The organism is Corynebacterium sp. SCR221107 (genome assembly GCF_027886475.1).
In the GTDB taxonomy this organism is placed as follows: Bacteria; Actinomycetota; Actinomycetes; order Mycobacteriales; family Mycobacteriaceae; genus Corynebacterium.
In genome coordinates, this window is sequence record NZ_CP115670.1 from 454,654 (window position 1) to 472,550 (window position 17,897).

At 56.2% G+C, this 17,897-nt stretch carries 20 protein-coding genes; 19 read left to right on the top strand and 1 reads right to left on the bottom strand.

The features are described from left to right. Positions 1-53 precede the first annotated feature (53 nt). The 14 genes from PAB09_RS02165 (at position 54) to PAB09_RS02230 (ending at position 7,655) form a co-directional block, all read left to right on the top strand. A complete protein-coding gene (locus PAB09_RS02165) occupies positions 54-959 on the top strand; it encodes a hypothetical protein (RefSeq protein WP_271034457.1) in 906 nt (301 codons plus the stop codon). After that, positions 956-1,507, top strand: coding sequence for a DUF421 domain-containing protein (locus PAB09_RS02170; RefSeq protein WP_271034458.1), 552 nt, complete (start codon positions 956-958; stop codon positions 1,505-1,507). Before PAB09_RS02165 ends, PAB09_RS02170 begins: the two co-directional genes overlap by 4 nt. A gap of 607 nt (positions 1,508-2,114) precedes the next feature. Then, positions 2,115-2,420 (top strand): 30S ribosomal protein S10, encoded by a 306-nt coding sequence (gene rpsJ / locus PAB09_RS02175; protein ID WP_003848085.1) that lies wholly within the window; start codon positions 2,115-2,117, stop codon positions 2,418-2,420. A 32-nt stretch (positions 2,421-2,452) separates the two neighbouring features. Then, on the top strand, positions 2,453-3,109 hold the full coding sequence (rplC, locus tag PAB09_RS02180) for a 50S ribosomal protein L3 (RefSeq protein ID WP_271034459.1): 657 nt from the start codon (positions 2,453-2,455) through the stop codon (positions 3,107-3,109). Continuing rightward, on the top strand, positions 3,106-3,759 hold the full coding sequence (gene rplD / locus PAB09_RS02185) for a 50S ribosomal protein L4 (protein WP_271034460.1): 654 nt from the start codon (positions 3,106-3,108) through the stop codon (positions 3,757-3,759). The genes rplC and rplD overlap by 4 nt, the downstream gene beginning before the upstream one ends. Beyond that, a complete protein-coding gene (gene rplW / locus PAB09_RS02190) occupies positions 3,759-4,061 on the top strand; it encodes a 50S ribosomal protein L23 (RefSeq protein ID WP_271034461.1) in 303 nt (100 codons plus the stop codon). Before rplD ends, rplW begins: the two co-directional genes overlap by 1 nt. A gap of 23 nt (positions 4,062-4,084) precedes the next feature. After that, a complete protein-coding gene (rplB, locus tag PAB09_RS02195) occupies positions 4,085-4,927 on the top strand; it encodes a 50S ribosomal protein L2 (RefSeq protein WP_271034462.1) in 843 nt (280 codons plus the stop codon). Positions 4,928-4,943: 16 nt separating this feature from the next. Continuing rightward, positions 4,944-5,219 carry a 30S ribosomal protein S19 gene (gene rpsS, locus PAB09_RS02200; RefSeq protein ID WP_025251893.1) on the top strand — a complete coding sequence of 92 codons (276 nt, stop codon included), beginning with the start codon at positions 4,944-4,946 and terminating at the stop codon, positions 5,217-5,219. Positions 5,220-5,222: 3 nt separating this feature from the next. After that, positions 5,223-5,582 carry a 50S ribosomal protein L22 gene (rplV, locus tag PAB09_RS02205; RefSeq protein WP_025251894.1) on the top strand — a complete coding sequence of 120 codons (360 nt, stop codon included), beginning with the start codon at positions 5,223-5,225 and terminating at the stop codon, positions 5,580-5,582. Then, a complete protein-coding gene (gene rpsC / locus PAB09_RS02210) occupies positions 5,582-6,328 on the top strand; it encodes a 30S ribosomal protein S3 (protein ID WP_271034463.1) in 747 nt (248 codons plus the stop codon). Before rplV ends, rpsC begins: the two co-directional genes overlap by 1 nt. 2 nt (positions 6,329-6,330) lie before the next feature. Further along, complete coding sequence (gene rplP / locus PAB09_RS02215) at positions 6,331-6,747, top strand: 50S ribosomal protein L16 (RefSeq protein ID WP_046438647.1); 417 nt, start codon at positions 6,331-6,333, stop codon at positions 6,745-6,747. After that, on the top strand, positions 6,747-6,977 hold the full coding sequence (rpmC, locus tag PAB09_RS02220) for a 50S ribosomal protein L29 (RefSeq protein ID WP_025251897.1): 231 nt from the start codon (positions 6,747-6,749) through the stop codon (positions 6,975-6,977). Before rplP ends, rpmC begins: the two co-directional genes overlap by 1 nt. 2 nt (positions 6,978-6,979) lie before the next feature. Beyond that, positions 6,980-7,258 (top strand): 30S ribosomal protein S17, encoded by a 279-nt coding sequence (rpsQ, locus tag PAB09_RS02225; RefSeq protein ID WP_271034464.1) that lies wholly within the window; start codon positions 6,980-6,982, stop codon positions 7,256-7,258. 31 nt (positions 7,259-7,289) lie between these two features. Beyond that, positions 7,290-7,655, top strand: a complete 366-nt coding sequence (locus tag PAB09_RS02230; protein ID WP_271034465.1) for a YciI family protein — start codon at positions 7,290-7,292, stop codon at positions 7,653-7,655. A 412-nt stretch (positions 7,656-8,067) separates the two neighbouring features. Here PAB09_RS02230 and PAB09_RS02235 read toward each other — a convergent pair whose 3' ends face one another. After that, the gene (locus tag PAB09_RS02235; protein WP_271034466.1) at positions 8,068-9,531 is read right to left on the bottom strand and encodes a DDE-type integrase/transposase/recombinase; all 1,464 of its coding nucleotides are present in this window, start codon (positions 9,529-9,531) and stop codon (positions 8,068-8,070) included. A gap of 108 nt (positions 9,532-9,639) precedes the next feature. Between PAB09_RS02235 and PAB09_RS02240 the strand changes: the two genes are divergently transcribed. From PAB09_RS02240 to pglX, 5 genes are all read left to right on the top strand, one after another. Continuing rightward, a complete protein-coding gene (locus PAB09_RS02240) occupies positions 9,640-10,419 on the top strand; it encodes a hypothetical protein (RefSeq protein ID WP_271034467.1) in 780 nt (259 codons plus the stop codon). Between the two features lie 160 nt (positions 10,420-10,579). Next, the gene (locus tag PAB09_RS02245) at positions 10,580-11,185 is read left to right on the top strand and encodes a DUF1819 family protein (protein WP_271034468.1); all 606 of its coding nucleotides are present in this window, start codon (positions 10,580-10,582) and stop codon (positions 11,183-11,185) included. A gap of 5 nt (positions 11,186-11,190) precedes the next feature. Further along, the gene (locus tag PAB09_RS02250; protein ID WP_271034469.1) at positions 11,191-11,796 is read left to right on the top strand and encodes a DUF1788 domain-containing protein; all 606 of its coding nucleotides are present in this window, start codon (positions 11,191-11,193) and stop codon (positions 11,794-11,796) included. 6 nt (positions 11,797-11,802) lie between these two features. Next, positions 11,803-15,282 (top strand): BREX system P-loop protein BrxC, encoded by a 3,480-nt coding sequence (brxC, locus tag PAB09_RS02255; RefSeq protein ID WP_271034470.1) that lies wholly within the window; start codon positions 11,803-11,805, stop codon positions 15,280-15,282. After that, entirely contained in the window at positions 15,282-17,855 is a 2,574-nt protein-coding gene (pglX, locus tag PAB09_RS02260) for a BREX-1 system adenine-specific DNA-methyltransferase PglX (RefSeq protein ID WP_271034471.1), read from the top strand. The genes brxC and pglX overlap by 1 nt, the downstream gene beginning before the upstream one ends. The last annotated feature ends 42 nt before the right edge of the window (positions 17,856-17,897 follow it).

Consider the following 17,897-nt stretch of genomic DNA (forward strand, 5'->3'; position numbering starts at 1 on the left):
CCCTAGGCTTCGTCGGTGACTACCACGCATGCTTATGTAGACCTACTTTTGCTATGGATGACTTCACTCGCATCCCCACGATTCTTACAGCGTTGGAAGATGTCTGGCTTGGGCAACCTGACCTCAATTTTGGAGCCCTCATCGGCATGCTCGGTAACTTCGGGGTTGATTGGACGACGACCGACGAGCGCGCCTTGACGCTGCTGCACGACATCGCCACGAGGTTTCCCGGCACGGTCAGTAGGCAGGACGGTCGGGCTACTGGATTATTCGAGGTCATCGCAGATTCGGGTGCGCGTCGCCTCTTTTTGGATCCGAATAGGGTGCTCGTACTACCAGGCAAACAACGCGCTAAGGAGTCGAAGGCCGTCCACGCCCGACCGCGAATGCTAGGATCGCCGCCAAGTATGTGGGCGTATTCACACATCAGGCAAGCACAAGTGGGGATGCCCCTCCTCGTCGTTGACCCGGAAGGATTTGTGCACCGGCTCGGGGTAGTGGAAAGGATCATCCCGCGGCATGTGCCCACCCCTTCGCGGGAGTCCACCTCAGGGCTGGTTGTTGATGCCTTCTATCATGTGCGCCGCGGCGACGACGATGACCTTAAGCTTCTCTGCCTCGACGGGCACGTGTGTGCGTGGGTCGTCGGCAGGCGCGAAACCCGTAGCTATAGCATCAGCCCCGGCGAGGTTGCCTTCAATGAAGAAGGCCTCATCGCCCGTGTCGCGCTTTCCGACGCCAAGGCGGGCCAGCACAAGAATCCCAAGCAGGACCACAGCCGTGCCGGTCGTATCTTCGACGTGGTAAAAGGTGGGGATAGCAACAGCAGTGCAGTCCGGCGCCAAGGAACCGGTGACCGCAGCGTGAGTGCGGGTGTGAACCCTGCCTCCGGTGGCAACGGCGAAGACGGCGCGTCCCAAAGGGTTGACCTCATGGTGTTAGGCAGTGAAGAAGAATGAATGAATTCACCCGCTTGATGTGGGAACAGCTTGCCATCGAACCCTGGCGCATCCCCGTGGTCATGATCTCAGCGATCGGCGCTTACCTAGGCTTTCTCCTCTTGGTGCGCGTCTTCGGTGTGCGTGTATTGGCCAAGATGAGTTCCTTCGACACGGTCGTCATTGTCATGTATGGTGCGGTCGCCGGCCGTGTCATTATCGGGAACCCGCCCACATTGGCCGCCGGCATCATCGGTTTGCTCACCCTGATGGGCATTGAGGCGGTCATGGGGGAAGGGCGTCGCATCGCCGGGCTGCGCCGCACCTTCGATACCCGACCGCAGGTGGTCATGGTGCACGGAAAGGTGGTCGAAGACAAGCTCAGGCGCAGCCACCTCGCTAAGTCGGACCTACGGCTTGCCATTCGTCGGGCCGGAATTCCCGCGCTGAATCAGGTGCAGCTCGTCATCCTAGAACCCACCGGAAACCTATCCATCTTCCGCGAGGGCGTGGACATTGACCCGAATCTGCTTCGGGGGGTGGCGGGCGTCGACTTGCTGTACCCATAGCAACCTGTGTCCGTCGGCAAGCGAATGCGGGAAAGAAGCAAACTCTCCGTGAACGCAATATAAAAAAATTTCTAAAAGGGCTTGAGTCTAGGAATTATTCGTGCTTTAATAGACGGGTTGCCTTAACACGGCGGTTGTGCCATGGCCACGTTCGGAGATTGAACATCAATAAACCGGCAGGTCATCGCATCTAGGAACAGTTGTGGTTTGGCAAACATGACACCTTCGAGGTGGTAGTAAAGCGGACACGCTTGCTACGCGTCTAAGGATCTTCAAGGAATAAGGCCCCAAGCCAGTTCCCTTGAAGGCCGGTTTCGAAGGGGCATGGCAAATAAACAGCGGCAGTATACGTAAGAGACCCACGCTTATCACGAGTATTGGTCCCTTCCGGCTTGACATCCGGGGTCTTGTACCCCCGAAGCAAGATTGCAAGGTGTTTGTTGTGCCTTACACCCTCTGAATCTGGCAAGTCGAATCAAAAGACAAGTCAAGTTAAGAACTGGCGTTGCGCCCAGACCCCAATGAAGTCCGGACAACGTTATAGAGAAATATGAAGCGATTCCCACCAATCCTGTTGGAAGTGGGACAAGCGAGGAAGAGGATAAGCGTGGCGGGACAAAAGATCCGCATTCGGCTGAAGGCCTACGATCACGAGGCGATCGACGCTTCTGCAAAGAAGATTGTTGAGACGGTCACCCGTACCGGTGCTCGTGTTGTTGGTCCGGTGCCGTTGCCCACCGAAAAGAACGTATACGCCGTTATTCGTTCTCCCCATAAGTACAAGGATTCTCGCGAGCACTTCGAGATGCGCACGCACAAGCGCCTGATCGACATCCTCGACCCGACGCCGAAGACGGTTGACGCTCTCATGCGCATCGACCTTCCGGCCAGCGTCGACGTGAACATTCAGTGATCGACGGAATAATTGGCAGCGGAGAATAAATAATGAGTGAAACTGAGATCAAGGGCATTCTGGGCACCAAGCTCGGCATGACCCAGATCTTCGACGAGGATAACCGCGTTGTTCCGGTTACCGTCGTTGAAGCTGGACCATGCGTTGTCACCCAGATTCGCACCGAAGAGACTGATGGCTACACCGCCATCCAGATCGCCTACGGCGAAATCGACCCACGCAAGGCTAACAAGCCTGCAACCGGCCACTTCAAGAAGGCTGGCGTTACCCCCCGTCGCCACGTCGCCGAGATTCGTATGGACGATGTCTCCGGCTACGAGGTTGGCCAGGAAGTTACCGCGTCCATCTTCGAGGGTGTCACCTTCGTGGATGTAACCGGTACCACCAAGGGTAAGGGCTACGCCGGCGGCATGAAGCGCCACGGCTTTGCCGGCCAGGGTGCATCCCACGGTAACCAGGCTGCTCACCGCCGCGTCGGTGGCATCGGCGCCTGCGCTACCCCGGGCCGCATCTTCAAGGGCAAGCGCATGGCTGGCCGCATGGGTCAAGACCGCGTCACCACCCAGAACCTCAAGGTTCAGAAGATTGACGCCGATGCTAACCTCATCCTGATCAAGGGTGCTATCCCAGGCATCCGCGGTGGCATCGTTACCGTTAAGACCGCAGTGAAGGGCGGTGCACACGCATGACCAATCTGAAGTTGGACGTCCACACCGCTGAGGGTGCAACCGCTGGCGCAGTTGAGCTGCCTGCAGAGATCTTCGACCGCGAAGTTTCTGTTGCTCTTATGCACCAGGTTGTTAACGCTCAGCTCGCTGCAAAGCGTCAGGGCACCCACTCCACCAAGACCCGCGGTGAGGTCGCTGGCGGCGGCAAGAAGCCGTTCCGTCAGAAGGGCACCGGTCGCGCTCGTCAGGGTTCGATCCGCGCTCCTCACTTCGCTGGTGGTGGCATCTCGCACGGCCCTAAGCCGCGCGATTACGCACAGCGTACCCCTAAGAAGATGATCAAGGCTGCTCTCTACGGCGCTCTGTCGGATCGTGCCCGCCACGACCGCATCCACGTCGTTTCCGAGCTGGTTCCTGGTCAGACTCCTTCCACCAAGTCCGCACGCGCTTTCATCGAGCGCCTGACCGACCGCCGCAACGTCTTGTTCGTTGTCGGTCGCGAGGACATCAACGCACAGAAGAGTGCTCGCAACCTGCCAGGCGTTCACATCCTGTTCGCCGACCAGCTGAACACCTACGACGTCTTGAAGTCTGACGACGTTGTGTTCTCCGTCGAGGCTCTGAATGCCTTCATCACCCGCGCTACCGGCGCGGCTAAGGAGGACAACTAATGGCTAAGATCGCAGACCCACGTGACATCATTCTCGCCCCGGTCGTGTCTGAGAAGTCTTATGGCCTGATGGAGCAGAACCAGTACACGTTCTTCGTTGCTCCTACCGCCAACAAGACCCAGATCAAGATCGCCATCGAGCAGATCTTCGGCGTTAAGGTCGCCTCCGTGAACACCGCTAACCGCGAGGGCAAGCGCAAGCGCTCCCGCTCCGGTTTCGGTACCCGTAAGGCAACCAAGCGCGCGTATGTGACGCTTCGTGAGGGCAGCGACGCTATCGACATCTTCGGCGCTAACGCCTAAGAGGGTCGAGGTAAGGACAAACTATGGCTATTCGTAAGTACAAGCCGACAACCCCGGGTCGCCGCCAGAGCTCCGTTTCTATGTTCGAGGAGATCACTCGCTCGACTCCAGAAAAGTCTCTGGTTCGCCCACTCCCTAAGAAGGGCGGCCGTAACGTTCACGGCCACATCACCGTTCGCCACAAGGGCGGCGGTCACAAGCGCCAGTACCGTCTCATCGACTTCCGTCGCAACGACAAGGACGGCATCCCGGCTAAGGTCGCTCACATCGAGTACGACCCGAACCGCACCGCCAACATCGCTTTGCTGCACTACGTCGATGGCGAGAAGCGCTACATCATCGCTCCTAAGGGCCTAAAGCAGGGCCAGATGGTTGAGTCCGGCGCCAACGCCGACATCAAGGTTGGCAACAACCTGCCACTGCGCAACATCCCTGCGGGTACCGTCATCCACAACGTCGAGCTCAAGCCAGGTGCTGGCGCAAAGCTCGCTCGTTCTGCCGGTGCTTCCATCCAGTTGCTCGGTAAGGCTGGCAAGTACGCAGTCCTGCGTATGCCGTCTTCCGAAATCCGCCGTGTGGACATCCGCTGCCGCGCAACCGTTGGTGAGGTCGGCAACGCTGACCAGATCAACATCCGTTGGGGCAAGGCTGGTCGCATGCGTTGGAAGGGCGTTCGCCCAACCGTCCGTGGTGTCGTTATGAACCCGGTCGACCACCCGCACGGTGGTGGTGAAGGTAAGACCTCCGGTGGTCGTCACCCAGTGTCCCCATGGGGCAAGAAGGAAGGTCGCACCCGCAACCCCAACCGTTACAGCAACAACATGATCGTGCAGCGTCGCCGCACGAACAAGAGCAAGAAGCGCTAAGAGGAGGTAAGGAAAGATGCCACGTAGCCTTAAGAAGGGCCCGTTCGTCGATGAGCACCTCCTCAACAAGGTCGATGCTCAGAACGAAAAGGGCACCAAGCAGGTCATCAAGACCTGGTCCCGCCGTTCCACCATTCTGCCTGACTTCATCGGTCACACCTTCGCCGTTCACGACGGCCGCAAGCACGTGCCGGTGTTCGTGGACGACTCTATGGTCGGCCACAAGCTGGGCGAGTTCGCTCCCACCAAGACCTTCAAGGGTCACATCCAGGACAAGAAGGGACGTCGATAAGCGATGAGCGAAGCTATCACTTCCGCACGCGCTACCGCGCGTTTCGTCCGCGTCACCCCGATGAAGGCTCGCCGCGTGATCGACCTGGTTCGCGGCAAGTCCGTCGAGGAGGCCCTGGCTATCCTGAAGTACGCCCCGCAGGCTGCTTCCGAGCCAGTCGCCAAGGTCGTTGCTTCCGCAGCCGCCAACGCTGAGAACAACTTCGGCCTGGATCGTCGCTCCCTGGTTATCTCCGAGGCTTTCGCCGACGAGGGACCAACCATGCGTCGTTTCCGTCCGCGCGCTCAGGGTCGTGCTTTCCAGATCCGCAAGCGCACCAGCCACATCACCGTGGTTGTCGAGAGCCAGGAAGGGGCCAAGTAGTGGGCCAGAAAATCCATCCTCACGGCCTCCGTCTGGGCATCACTTCCGATTGGAAGTCCCACTGGTTCGCCGAGAAGAACTACGCTGAGTACCTTGCTGAGGACATCCGCGTTCGCGAGTACCTCACCAAGACCCTCGACCGCGCAGGTGTCGCCGATGTTGTCATCGAGCGCACCCGTGACCGCGTCCGCGTCGACATTCACACCGCCCGTCCGGGCATCGTGATCGGCCGTCGTGGATCTGAGGCTGACCGTCTGCGCCGCGAGCTCGAGAAGCTCACCGGCAAGCAGGTTGCCCTCAACATCCTCGAGGTCAAGAACATCGACGCTAACGCTCAGCTGGTGGCTCAGTCCATCGCCGAGCAGCTTGCTAACCGTGTGGCTTTCCGTCGCGCAATGCGCAAGGCTATCCAGTCTGCCATGCGTCAGCCGCAGGTCAAGGGCATCAAGGTTTCCCTGTCCGGTCGTCTGGGCGGCGCCGAGATGTCTCGCACCGAGCGCTACCACGAGGGTCGCGTTCCGCTGCACACCCTCCGCGCCGAGATCGATTACGGCACCTACGAGGCTCACACCACCTTCGGCCGCATTGGCGTGAAGGTGTGGATCTACAAGGGTGACGTCGTCGGTGGTCGTCGCGAGAGCGAGATCAACGCACCAGAGCAGCGCCGTGGCCGCGGCGACCGCAACGCGCGTCCGCGCCGTGGCGGCCAGCGCCGTCAGCGTTCTGAGCAGAAGCAGGAGGGCTAAGAATGCTTATCCCTAAGCGCGTCAAGTACCGTCGTCAGCACCGCCCGGTTCGCCGTGGCGTGTCCAAGGGCGGTAACCGCATCAACTTCGGTGATTACGCCATTCAGGCTCTCGAGCCGGCTTACATCACCAACCGTCAGATCGAGTCTGCACGTATCGCCATCAACCGCCACGTCAAGCGTGGTGGTAAGGTCTGGATCAACATCTTCCCAGATCGCCCTCTGACCCAGAAGCCGCTCGGCGTTCGTATGGGTTCCGGTAAGGGTCCGGTGGAGAAGTGGGTCGCCAACGTCAAGCCTGGCCGTATCCTCTTCGAAATGTCCTACCCGAACGAGGAGATGGCTCTTGAGGCTCTGCGTCGTGCAGGCCAGAAGCTCCCTTGCAAGGTTCGTATCGTTAAGAAGGAGGACCAGTTCTAATGGCTACCGGTACCCCCGCACACGAGCTTCGCGAGCTTAACGCCGAGGAGCTGAAGACCCGCCTGACCGAGGCCAAGGAAGAGCTGTTCAACCTGCGCTTCCAGGCTGCAACCGGCCAGCTGACCAACAACCGTCGCCTGCGCACCGTCAAGCGCGACATCGCCCGCATCTACACCGTTATTCGCGAGCGTGAGCTGGGCCTGTCTGTTGTTCCGGGAGCTGAGGCTTAATCATGAGTGAGGCAACTGTGAACAAGAAGGAAAAGGGCGCACGTAAGGTCCGCACCGGCTACGTGGTTTCTGACAAGATGCAGAAGACCATCGTCGTCGAGCTCGAGGACCGCAAGCCGCACGCCCTCTACGGCAAGACCATTCGTACCAACTCCAAGGTCAAGGCTCACGATGAGGAAGGCATCGCCGGCGTCGGCGATCTCGTCCGCATTGAGGAGACCCGCCCGCTGTCCAAGGACAAGCACTTCCGTCTCGTGGAGATCATCGAGAAGGCTCGCTAAAGTCCCACCGTTAACCCGTCAAGGATTCCCCTTGGCGGGTTTTCGCTTTTCGACGCCCATGGTGACTACTCCCCACATTGACGAACTCGGGAAACTGCCCTACGGTGCATCTATGGCACTTTTTTCTGTGGAATACACCTATGATCCTGAAAACCCAGACCTTTTGGCCGAGGTTCGCCCCCGTCACCGGGAGTTTTTAGGTAACCTGCACGAGCAGGGCATCCTGCGCATGGCCGGTTCCTGGGCTGAACCCCGTCCCGGCGCCTACATTTGGGTCGAAGCCGACAGCGCGGAGCACGCTCTAGAAATCCTCGATGCAGATCCCTTCAAAAAGGAGGGCGTGATCATTGATCGCTACCCGCACCCGATCAATGTGGTTTTCGGCGAAGTGAAATAACAAAAATTGAGGGAGCCCCGTGGCTCCCTTTTTTGTGCCCCCAGCGTTAAAAGCATCGACTATAGTCGATGAAATTACATAATTCGGAAAGGATATGTGCCCGGCAATCCGGGAATCGCGAGTTCCTTGGAGCCTCATCAGCACGATGTTTCCCACCTATCGGCGCTTCTGATGTTCGAACATAAGAGCCGAAACTACTCCCTAGCGTCGGCGTGGATGGTTACGCTCAAGGGCATGGATCATGATTACATGCGTGCCCTAGGTTTCCCCTGTTATGTCCATGGGGTTTTTGGACACGGAGTCCAAAGACCTTTTGGACAGGGAGTCTAGTTACTTGTTGGACAGGGAGTCTAGCCACTTTTTGGACGGGGAGTCTAAGGGGTTTGTGGGCAAGTTTTAGGCGCTGGGCGGTCTACGGCTTTTTGCGTCGCGAGGGCCGCGGTCGCGACAGGATCGGTTTGATCTCCGGCGGGCGGCGGTGCCACATCCCTTCTACATGTCCGATGTTGATCTGTCCTCCGGCCGGTCGGTGCAACAAGGTAATGGGTAGGGGGAAGGAGAATAAAAGCTCGCCGTCATGCGCGGTAAAAAACTCCGCATGATGGGTGCCGACATGGCTGTAGATCATTCTATTTTTCCATCGAGTGCCGACATACAAACGGTGCTTGAGGATGGTCACGACACCACTTCGGTTGATCCAAAGTTCGTCGGGGATGCCCCAGTCGTTGCTTGACGCTGAGCCTGCGGCAGTTACGCTGGGGGTATCGATAGGGTGTGAATCCTGGTGGATTGGCTCATTATCGTGTTCACACGCCTTGGGTGAAGCTGCAACTTCTCCCAAGGTGTTTTTCCTTTCCTCGGGGACTCCATCGTGCATGCTGTGGTAGTACGAGGCGATTTTGGCCCACAACACATCTGGATCAAGAGGCTGTTTAGGTGGGGTGGCGTGGTCGAGAATCTCGCGGGCTTGTGCCGGAGTGATGTGCATTTTGCCGTGGTTGAGGCCTTGGTGACGTCGCTTGGTGTTGTAGTAGGTGCGATACTCCACGAGCAGCTGTTGGACTTGCCCGAGTGTTGTGGGGGTGCGCGCGTCAAGGTACCGGATGATCGTTTGGTGGGATCGTTCGTCTTTACCTTGGGTTTGTGGAGCGAATCCAGCAATAGACCACACACCCAGATGTGCCAGCCATCGTTCGGTGTCCGACAGTCGCCCTCGGTGGTAGGTAGCGAAGGCCTCACCGTTATCGGATAGCACCTCCTGAGGACAGCCATATGAATCCATTGCAGCCGCCAATGTGGCGCGTGCATCGACACCGTTCTCGGGTGCACTGAATGCTTGCGACCCTACATCAAAACGACTCGCATCGTCGATGAGCTGGTAGATCGTGATCTGGGTATGCGCTGTATCGAACAGGCGATAGACAAAGCCATCGATCTGCCACAGCTCATTGACCTTCGCACGCGCAAACCGCCTGTACGAGCTTCGGGGACGCTTCCGAGCATTCTCGTCAACAACACCAGCTTCGTGAAGCCACAAGGCGATCGTCGAGCGCTGCGGAGGATTTTCCATCCGAAGGTCATCGAGCAAGTAGTAGTAGATTGACCACGGCCCATAGTCACGGCCAGTTTCTTTCAGAACCTGGCGGGCCTGGACAACCAGTTGGCGTAGCTCGACACCGAATTTTCGGGTAGGATTCTTCGGTGCTGTTGAATCTGGGATAATTCCTGCTCGGCCGCGTTCGGCGATGCGATGTTTGATGTTGTTGTATGTCTGCCTGGACACGCCGATTTCCTTGCAGAACTTTGTGATGGTCTTGCCGTCACGGACGGGATCGAAATCCGCGATCTTCTTACGGATATGAGTTGGAATAGCCATCTGCATATTCCAACCCGAACCACGTCCAAAAAGCTTATAGACATCACGCCCACAAACCCCATGGACTCCCCGTCCAAAAACCAACTAGACTCCCTGTCCAAAAAGCCTATGGACTCCCCGTCCAAAAAGTCCCTAGACAGGACAGCCCTAGGTTTCCCCGAAGACCTAGATACCCGGCTGGCGCAGTTGGTAGTCCAACCTTTACTGGATGAGGACACTGATTTCTTCGAGTTCTATCGCTCCTACGTAGACCCCTCAGGGGCACGCTACGTGGTATGGAAACTCCCAGGTCAGGGCGGTGAGGAGTTCTTTGGCACCACCAACACCGACTATCTCGTGCCAGCTACCTTGTGGCAGGCGCATCCCGGTATGGCCGTTGCCGATATTTTCTATGAGGACGGTGAACTTTTTACCCGGGTAATCGTGGAGGTGGATTGCCCGGATGCCCTTCCGTGGTATTCCTTTGATGAGCTGGGCGAGCCAGTATCCTGCATGGTGGGCATGGGGGCAATTGCCGTGGAGGTGACCGTGTATGACAGTGTGGACGAGTGGGAAAAAGACCAAACTCCCATAGAGATTTCCACCCCGCTAGGGGAGAAAGGGTGTATCGGACCGGAGTTTATTGCCAGCCCGTGGTTATTTGCGCTCTTTAGTGGTCAGTGCACCCAGGAGCAGGTCAATAGTTCCGCAGTTTTTAAAGCGGTGTGCCATGAGGTGGAGTTGGTGACCAATGAGTTCACGGGCATTCCTTGGTACCGGGTGCTTGCCGATTGTGGCTTCCCTGTCGTCCTTGCGCTTCCCCATGACACCACCCCTGCACCCCACCCTGGGAGCGTGGTTGATGGTAGGGCGATCCTCAATGCCACCATCCTTGTTCCGGAGGAGTAAAGACTGCCCCTTCTTTACAGCGGAAAAACGACAAGAAAGAGATGATATCCGCAGGTAAAGAGGGGGTAATCGGTGTGGTCTTCTTCATTTATGGGGAAAATATCGGGTACCCTGGGGAAGTTAACTGGGGGACCCTATAGTGATGAGAAAGGCGTGCTGAATGAACAATCCGGGCGATTCTTCCCGCTACGAGTTGTCGTTTAGTACCGGAGGGCTCATGGTACATGAGGCGGGGGTGCTCGTTCCGCTTTTTAACCAGTGTCACGATTGGGAGCAGGTCCGACAGCAAGTTCTTAGGGAGAATCTCTTACAAGCGCGCACTCGTTCTTCCGCTGTTCGTATGCTGCGGGAGACGATTAAGCGTTTGGAGGCGTTGACCGACGAGGAGCTAGAGATCGTACCAAGTCTGACGGCTATGGAACTAGGGCATCTCATGTGGGCTGCGGCGTGTCGCAGGTACGCCTTCATCGGTGAGTTTGCGGAAGAAGTGCTGCGGGAGGGGTTTCTTACTTTGTCACTCACACTCACCGTGGAGGAGTATGACTCTTTCTTCCGATCGAAGGTGGTGTGGCATGAAGAGCTCACCGAGATCACCGAGAGCACGTATAAGGAGCTGCGCCAGGTCATTTTCCGCATGATGAAGCAGGCAGGATTGCTGACGAAAAATCAAGAAATTGAACCAGCGTTGCTTTCTGATCGAGTACTAGCACTACTAGATAAACGAATCCCAAGCGATAGTCGATTTTTCCCCTTAAGGACAAACTGATGCCAGTGACAAACGAGCTGAATATGGCAGAGCAGGAAAAGCACCTGCTACAGGTGATCAGCAGTGAGCGTTTTCGGAAAAAGGAGGGCCTGGGTAATGAGGTGGCGCACTTCATTTATGACTATGCCCCCTCGCAGGCACTGCATGTGGAGGGGATGAAGAAGCGGCTGAAGAATGTTTTGGCCACACAGCATGGTATGACGGTGGTGGAGATTAATCTCTATGAGTTGTGCATGGAACTGCTAGAGCGCCGCAATTTGAAAGATCGGGTTATTGCAGCAGAGCCGGAGATGGACAAGGAGGAGTTCCTCGGTTTGCTGCAAAACGTGTTGGACCCGCAGACTCACTTGGCGCCGGCGATTGCTCAGAAGTTGTCGGGGGAGGAGTTTGACCTGGTTTTCCTCACGGGGGTGGGGGAGGTTTTCCCCTTTATTCGTTCGCATACGGTGCTCAACAATTTGCAGACGGTTATTTCTCAGCGTCCGATGTTGATGTTTTTCCCCGGTCGGTATGAGGTCTCCGCAACGCAAGGTTCGGCCTTGGTGTTGTTTGGGCAGCTCAAGGATGATTCTTTTTATCGGGCCAAGCGAATTTTAGATCAGGAAGCATAGGAAACCATGAACCTCAACGAGATTTTCCGTAAAGATGTCACCCGCTCCATCGAGGGGGTTGTCAAGGCCGATGACGTGGGTAACCTCGGCGTCGAGGTCGAGGAGTACGTGTTTACTAATGACGCGGCCAAGGGTGTGGGACCCCTGTTGGAGGAGTACACCAATTACACCAACGCTAATGGCGTGTGGATTTCGGGCTTCTTCGGTTCCGGTAAGTCGCACCTGTTGAAGATGCTGGCGCATTTGCTTGGCGACGTCCAAGGCCAGGACTTCCCACGGGAGAAGGTCAGCGAGAGCTTCCTGTCGAAGACGGATGATGAGATGCTCAAGGCCTCGCTGCGTAAGGCCGCGTCGATTAAAGCAACGAGTTTGCTGTTTAACATCGATCAGAAGGCGACGTTGATCTCGAAGGATCAACGCGATGCGCTGCTGAAGGTATTCGTCAAGGTTTTCAACGAAAGCCGTGGTTACTTCGGCAACGATGGGGCAGTGGCCCAGTTCGAGGCCGATTTGGATGAGCGTGGCCAGTATGAGGCCTTCAAGCAGGCCTACCAGGAGATTGCCGGGATCGATTGGTCGATGGGCCGGGAGCAAACCGCTTTGGAAGGCTTTAACATCGATGAGGCTTTCAAAAAGGTCAATGGTTCTGCCAACCCGGGAATTATCGCGCAGTACAAGAAGTCTTATGCGGTTTCCATCGAGGATTTCGCCACCTCGGTCAAGCGGTGGCTTGACCAGCAGGAGCCCGGTTATCGCCTGAACTTCTTTGTGGATGAGGTCGGCCAGTTCATCGCCGATGATGTGCAACTCATGCTCAACCTGCAAACCATTGCGGAGTCGTTGAACACGAAGTGCCGCGGTCGGGCATGGGTGTTTGTCACCTCCCAGGAGGACATGGAAAAAGTCATCGGCGACCGTACCCGCGCCCAGGGCAGTGACTTTTCCAAGATTCAGGCCCGTTTTGCTACGAAGGTGAAGCTGACCAGCCAGGACGTTGAGGAAGTCATTAGTAAGCGTCTGCTGGAAAAGAATGAGGAATCCACCCGCGAGCTCTGCGAGCTGTACTCGCGTGAGCACGAAAACTTCCCCACGATCTTTAGCTTTGCGGATGGTTCGAAGACCTACCGTAACTACGACTCGGATACGCGTTTTATCAACACCTATCCCTTTGTCACCTATCAAATCCCCATGTTCCAGTCGGCGATCGAGGGATTGTCCGATCACAACATGTTCGAAGGCCGTAACAGCTCCGTGGGTGAGCGTTCGATGCTGGGTGTGGTCCAGGAAGTGGCCAAGCGAATTGGCGATGAGCCGATGGGCTACTTGGCCACCTTTGACCAGATGTACGCGGGCATTAGCGCGGCGCTGAAGTCGGCGGCGCAAAGCGCGATCATCCAGGCGGAAAAGCACCTTCCCGATCCGGATTCCCCCATCACCATTTTGGCTAATCGCCTGCTCAAGGCCCTTTTCTTGGTCAAGTACGTGGATACCTTCAAGGCCACCCCTCGTAACTTGGCGGTGCTGATGTACGATCGCTTCGGCCTTGACCTTAACGCTTTGGGCAGTGAGGTGCAGGAAGCACTTGCTCTTCTTGAGCGTCAGTCTTATGTGCAGCGTAACGGTACTCTCTATGAGTTCCTCACCAACGAGGAGCAGGAGATTGAAAAAGAGATCAAGGCTGTTGACATTGACTCTGCTGATTTCTCGGATGCCTTCTTGAAGATTCTTGGTTCCGAGGTGCTGAAAACCACCAAGATTCGCTATGAGAAGAACAAGCAGGATTTCCCGTTTAGCTACAAGCTAGACGGGATGAGCAAGGGCAAGCAGCACGAGCTAAGCGTCCACTTCATCACTCCGGATACGAAGGATTCGGATGATCAAATCCGCGCACGGACCATTGGCGTCAACGATGAGCTGTTTGTCTTCCTCGGCCGTGATAAGCGTTTGCTTGCGGATCTGCGCATGATTTTGAAGACGGATAAGTACATCAAGCAGCGCACCTCTTTGGGGGCTGCTCCTTCCACGCAGGCCATTTTGCAGGCCAAGCGCGCGCTCAACGATGAGCGCCGGAAGGAATTGAAGACCCGCATGGAAAAGACGGTGGCGGAAGCGCAGCTGCTCATCAACGGCACCGATGTCCGTTCCTCGGCTAAGGATGCGGTGGGGCGGATCAACGATGGGTTCCAGGAACTGGTTGACCGTGCGTACACCAACTTGAAGATGCTGCACGGACGGGTCTTTGACCCAAGTATCCTTCCGACGGTCATCGCCAACAACGAGAATGGCCTGCACGGTACGCTCTCGGAGTTTAGCGAGGCTGGCGAGGAAGTCGAAAGCTTCATTGCCCGTCACAGCGCCTACGGTGAGCAGGTGACGATCAAGAAGATCGTCGACGCCTTTGAGCTAAAACCCTATGGCTGGGATCTCGGCTCTATTGAGGTCATCGTGGGGTGGCTGCTTGGCACCGGCAAGATCACCCTTTCCCTGGATGGCAACTCCGTGTCCCGTTCGGAGGCGGCAGCACTCATCCGCAACACGCAAAAACACCAGTACGTGGTGGTTGCCCTGCAAAAGTCCTACGACCAGTTCAAGGTAACCAGGCTGCGTGAATTCTGTGCTGAGTTCTTCTCGGATGGTAATGCACCGAACGATCCAACAGAGTTGGCACAGACCGTTGATCAGCATTTCCGCTCTCTGCGCGATGAGTTGTCCCGCCTCCTTAACCGCGTCGACGCTTATCCCTTCCTCGAACAGCTGCGGGAACCGATCGCGCGCATGAATGCTGTCATTGGCAAGTCGCCGGATTGGTACTTGGAAGAATTCGATGAGCACGAGGACTTCCTTGACGATAAGGAAGACGTGATCGACCAGGTTCAAGGATTCTTCTCGGCTGCTCAAAATGAGATCTACTCCGAGGCACGCTCGCTGCTGGAAGATAATGCTTTCAACCTCAGCTATCTCACCGACGAGGAAGCGAAAGCGGCAGCTCAAGAGGTAACCCGCATCCTGAACTTGAAGCGACCCTTCGGGGAGATCAACCACCTCAAGGTTGTCGCCGATAAGCTACGCACCCACATTGAGAACGCCATTGCCGCCGAACGCGAGAAAGCAAAGGCAGAAATCGCTGAGCGCCAGCGACTCATTGTGGAAAGCGATATCTTTGCCCAGGCCACCGCGGAAACACAGTCCCTCGTGGAGCAGGAAATCCAGCAGCTTGTGGAAAGCGTTCAGAAGGAAAATCAGATCGCTGCCGTGCGTCAGCAGGGCACGGACTTCAAAAACAATAGTTTCACCAAACTGCTGAACAAGCTGGAATCTTCGCGCCCGGATGCAGAATCTGCTAAAGCCACGGTGTCGATCCAGAGTATTTCGATGCCTAGGACCGCGCTCTTCCTCGAATCTGAGGAAGACGTTGACCGTTACCTTGAAACGATGCGCAGTGCCCTCACCGCGGCGCTCAAAGATGGAAAGCGAATCGCACTCTAATGGATATCAACCGTCTGAAGAAATTTGCCACCGCCGCACGTACCCAGCTTCTTAACGAGGTAGAGGTGCGTATGAGCTCCGTGCTCGCCCCCAATTCGCCTGAGCGTGTGGAATCCCCCAATGCTATTGCCCAGCTGGAAGCCGCCATCAATGCTGCTGGCGGTGGCCAAGCGGGACACGATCACGTCGTGGAGAAAGTCGCGTATACGTGGTTTAACCGCTTTGTGGCACTTCGGTTCATGGATGCCAACGGCTACACTAATGCCGGCGTTGTCTCTCCGGCCGAGGGAAAGATTGGCCAGCCAGAGGTCCTTGCTTTGGCTAAGCGCGGCCAACTCGACACTTCTGTGGTCAAGGCCGCGAACGTGGAGAAGATCATGGCGCTTCTTTCCGGCGCCCGCCAGGCAAAGAAGGGGATGGACGCCCAGGCGGAAGCCTACGGCCTGTTGCTTTCCGCATACTGCGCGTTTTGGCATAACACGATGCCGTTCATGTTTGAGGCCTCCGACTCGTACACGGGCTTGCTTGTCCCCAACGACCTCTTGTCCGACAGCTCCGTGCTCAGCGCCACTGTTGAGGCCCTCGATCCCGAAACTTGCCAGGATGTTGAGGTAATCGGCTGGCTGTACCAGTTCTATATCTCAGAGCGCAAGGACGAAGTCTTCGCCGACTTCAAAAAGAACAAGAAAGCTGGCGCCGCCGAAATCCCCGCAGCTACCCAGCTGTTTACCCCCCACTGGATTGTCCGCTACCTCGTGGAGAACTCCATCGGCCGCCTATGGCTGCTTAACAACCCGAACTCTAAGATTCGGGCGAAGATGAAGTACTACATCGACCCCGTCGATGAGGAAACCGATTTCCTCAAGATTTCTTCCCCGGAGGAACTCACCGTCATCGACCCGGCTTGCGGTTCTGGCCACATGCTCACCTACGCGTTTGACCTGCTCTATGCCATTTATGAGGAGAAGGGCTATGCCCCTTCGGATATCCCGAACCTCATTTTGGAAAACAACATTCACGGCACGGAGATCGATCAGCGCGCCGGGTCTTTGGCTGCGTTCGCGCTGGCGATGAAGGCCACGGCGAAGCGGCGCCGTTTCTTGCGTCGCCCGGTTGCTCCGAAGATTTGTGTGTTGGAGCCCATCACTATTACTGGTGATGAGGTTGTTCGCCTGTACACCCCTGGCGGCGATCATGAGGCTGAGTTTAAGTTCTGGAACCAGTTTGAGAACGCCGATACCTTTGGTTCTCTTTTGCGTCCCGACGCCGACCTCACCGCACGCCTCGCGAACCACATTGCCACCCTCGAACACAACGGGGACCTCCTCCTGGATAACGTCCTTGCTCGCGCCAAGAAGGTCATCGAGCAGGCCCAGTATTTGAGCAAGACCTATTCCGTTGTGGTAGCGAACCCGCCCTACATGGGTGGCAGCCAGATGGACGCCCTGCTTTCTCAGTTCATGAAAAAGCAGTACCCGACGGCAAAGTCGGATCTCTTCGCCGCATTCATCCTGCGCTGCACCGATCTTGCCCGCAATCCGCAAGGCATCGTAGCTATGATTACGATGCAATCGTGGATGTTCCTGAGCTCCTATGAGAAGCTGCGCAGCTCACTCCTTGAGAATCAGCGAATCACTTCCATGCTGCATCTTGGACCCCGAGCTTTCGACTCTATCGGTGGTGAGGTTGTTTCTTCTACAGCGTTTACCTTGGTAGAAAACGGTAAAAGTGCTTCGGGAAACGCTGAAGGTGTCTTTCTTCGACTTGTAGATGGAAACTCGGAGGCTGAGAAGCAGGATCTATTTACAAAGGCACTCGCCTCCCGTAACGCGGAAGCAAATTTCTATACTGCCTCTGTACCTGATTTTTCTTGCATTCCAGGTGCACCAATTGCTTATTGGCTAAGTGAAAAAATGCGAGCTACCTTCTCCTCAGGACGCAGCTTGAGTGAGATTGCCAACCTACGACAGGGGCTTGCAACCGCTGATAATGATCGTTTTTTGCGCCATTGGTGGGAAGTGTCGAATAACCGGACTGCCTTTGGGTGCACATCACGTGAAGAAGCCAAGAACAGCCAAGCTCGATGGTTCCCTTACAACAAAGGTGGAAACTTCCGCAAGTGGTACGGTAACCAAGAATACGTAGTTAACTGGGAAAACGACGGAGAAGAAATCTTTGACTTCAAACCTCGCTCAGTGATCCGTAACCCCAACACATATTTTTCATCTTCTGTGTCGTGGTCTGATGTCTCATCTGGAGAAGCTGCCTTTCGACGTTTCCCGGCGGGTTTCATCCATGATGTGAAGGGCATGTCGGCTTTTGGTGCTCCAGACCTACTTGACCAAGTTGCCTTATTAATGAACTCCAGTTTTGCCAAACAAGCCCTTGCTGCACTTGCACCTACCCTCAACTTTCAAGTAGGAGATGTTGGCAAAACGCCCGTTATAGATGGCTTTCAATTACCTCCAATTACAGAGGAACTTGTTGAAATCTCCAAGAAAGACTGGGATATGCGAGAGACTTCATGGAATTTCAGCTGCAATTCTTTGGTCAAGCTTTCCGAATGGGAGTAGTCTGTGACGTTTTTTGGTGGGGGATAACCTCCTAGATGACAG

Bases quoted from the DNA above. Each gene is read 5' to 3' on its own strand.
- PAB09_RS02165 (WP_271034457.1), top strand. From the start codon at position 54: ATGGATGACTTCACTCGCATCCCCACGATTCTTACAGCGTTGGAAGAT.
- rpmC (WP_025251897.1), top strand. From the start codon at position 6,747: ATGGCTACCGGTACCCCCGCACACGAGCTTCGCGAGCTTAACGCCGAG.
- PAB09_RS02240 (WP_271034467.1), top strand. From the start codon at position 9,640: ATGGACTCCCCGTCCAAAAAGTCCCTAGACAGGACAGCCCTAGGTTTC.
- rpsS (WP_025251893.1), top strand. From the start codon at position 4,944: ATGCCACGTAGCCTTAAGAAGGGCCCGTTCGTCGATGAGCACCTCCTC.
- rplD (WP_271034460.1), top strand. From the start codon at position 3,106: ATGACCAATCTGAAGTTGGACGTCCACACCGCTGAGGGTGCAACCGCT.
- rpsQ (WP_271034464.1), top strand. From the start codon at position 6,980: ATGAGTGAGGCAACTGTGAACAAGAAGGAAAAGGGCGCACGTAAGGTC.
- rplP (WP_046438647.1), top strand. From the start codon at position 6,331: ATGCTTATCCCTAAGCGCGTCAAGTACCGTCGTCAGCACCGCCCGGTT.
- brxC (WP_271034470.1), top strand. From the start codon at position 11,803: ATGAACCTCAACGAGATTTTCCGTAAAGATGTCACCCGCTCCATCGAG.
- pglX (WP_271034471.1), top strand. From the start codon at position 15,282: ATGGATATCAACCGTCTGAAGAAATTTGCCACCGCCGCACGTACCCAG.
- rplC (WP_271034459.1), top strand. From the start codon at position 2,453: ATGAGTGAAACTGAGATCAAGGGCATTCTGGGCACCAAGCTCGGCATG.
- rplV (WP_025251894.1), top strand. From the start codon at position 5,223: ATGAGCGAAGCTATCACTTCCGCACGCGCTACCGCGCGTTTCGTCCGC.
- rplB (WP_271034462.1), top strand. From the start codon at position 4,085: ATGGCTATTCGTAAGTACAAGCCGACAACCCCGGGTCGCCGCCAGAGC.
- PAB09_RS02170 (WP_271034458.1), top strand. From the start codon at position 956: ATGAATGAATTCACCCGCTTGATGTGGGAACAGCTTGCCATCGAACCC.
- rplW (WP_271034461.1), top strand. From the start codon at position 3,759: ATGGCTAAGATCGCAGACCCACGTGACATCATTCTCGCCCCGGTCGTG.
- PAB09_RS02235 (WP_271034466.1), bottom strand. From the start codon at position 9,531: ATGGCTATTCCAACTCATATCCGTAAGAAGATCGCGGATTTCGATCCC.
- PAB09_RS02245 (WP_271034468.1), top strand. From the start codon at position 10,580: ATGAACAATCCGGGCGATTCTTCCCGCTACGAGTTGTCGTTTAGTACC.